This is a genomic window from Alicyclobacillus mali NBRC 102425, assembly GCF_001570745.1.
Lineage (GTDB): Bacteria > Bacillota > Bacilli > Alicyclobacillales > Alicyclobacillaceae > Alicyclobacillus > Alicyclobacillus mali.
On sequence record NZ_BCSG01000078.1, the window covers coordinates 1 to 1,096 of the forward strand.

Below are 1,096 nucleotides of genomic sequence, written 5' to 3' on the forward strand. Positions count from 1 at the left end.
AAAGGGCTCATTTAAAATCTATTCAAGTAATCCGAGACAATCGCGATGAGCATAACATTCGGATAGCTGATACGACCTTCCATCTCCCATCGACTGTGTCACCTCTTTTTCCTGTGCTGATTTGCTTTCGATAATATCCATATATATACTGGTTGTAAATACCTAAATTGCTTTTCCTGTCCATAGACGCCCCGGTTCCAACGCCCGCTGCATGCTTCACTCGGATCGTGGAAGCCAGTGCGCCTCGCAAGCGTATCAGGACCGGCTCAGAGCCTATGGAATGACGGCGACCATGAGTCGGAAAGGGAATTGTTGTGACAATGCTTGTATGGAATCATTCCACAGCGTGCCCAAGCGAGAACTCGTGTACCTAGAGAGATTCCGGACGCGGGCTGAAGCGATCCGACGGATCTTCGCATACATCGAAATCTGGTCCAACCGACAACGGATCCACAGCGCAGCTTGGTACTGGACGCCCGATGACGCCGAGCGTCCATACTTCGAGGCGCAGTTGAAAGGTGCCGGTGCAGATTGCCAAGTGAGTGCTTGACGTGGAGAGGCGGGCATGATAGCCTGGTCGGCCTTCCAAGGGCGAGCGTGGCTCGGCTGCGGTCAAACGCGACATCATGCCTGCGGAGGCTCCATGTCAAGCACAGCCCAGCCAGCGCATTGAGCAGGAAATCTTGTACATTCTCGATTTTGATCTGTCCAAGGATGAAAGGAAACAGAGACCTAATGGACAGGGAGGCGATCACGCCGAACATGGCGGCGGCCTGCGCGGCGTGCACCGCGAGCATGACCGCTTTTTCTCTGTTAGGTAGCCTCCGAGCGGTGCACCGGCCCAGTTGGCCACGTACTGAACTGCGTTGGCAAAGGACAGGAGCGGCGCCCCGTATCCCATGCCCTGAATGATCAACGGCAGGGCCACCAAGACGATCTTGTCACCGACACGGGAGAAAAATCGTCCAGTGAGAAACGCATGAAACGCATCCACACGCGGTCGGCGTCGCACTGGGATCCCCCTCCGTCTGGTGTGATGACTTCCGACCTCGAAACATAATCGCTTGCCGCATAGAAATAGTGAAATTTAGTACGA

The 1,096-nt window shown here is 54.6% G+C and carries 1 protein-coding gene; it reads left to right on the forward strand.

The features are described 5' to 3' along the window. Positions 1–280: 280 nt before the first annotated feature. On the forward strand, positions 281–550 hold the full coding sequence (locus tag AMA01_RS13780) for an IS3 family transposase (protein WP_197460003.1): 270 nt from the start codon (positions 281–283) through the stop codon (positions 548–550). Positions 551–1,096 lie beyond the last annotated feature (546 nt).

Excerpts from the sequence above, each read along its gene's own strand:
- AMA01_RS13780 (WP_197460003.1), top strand. The coding sequence starts at position 281 with ATGACGGCGACCATGAGTCGGAAAGGGAATTGTTGTGACAATGCTTGT.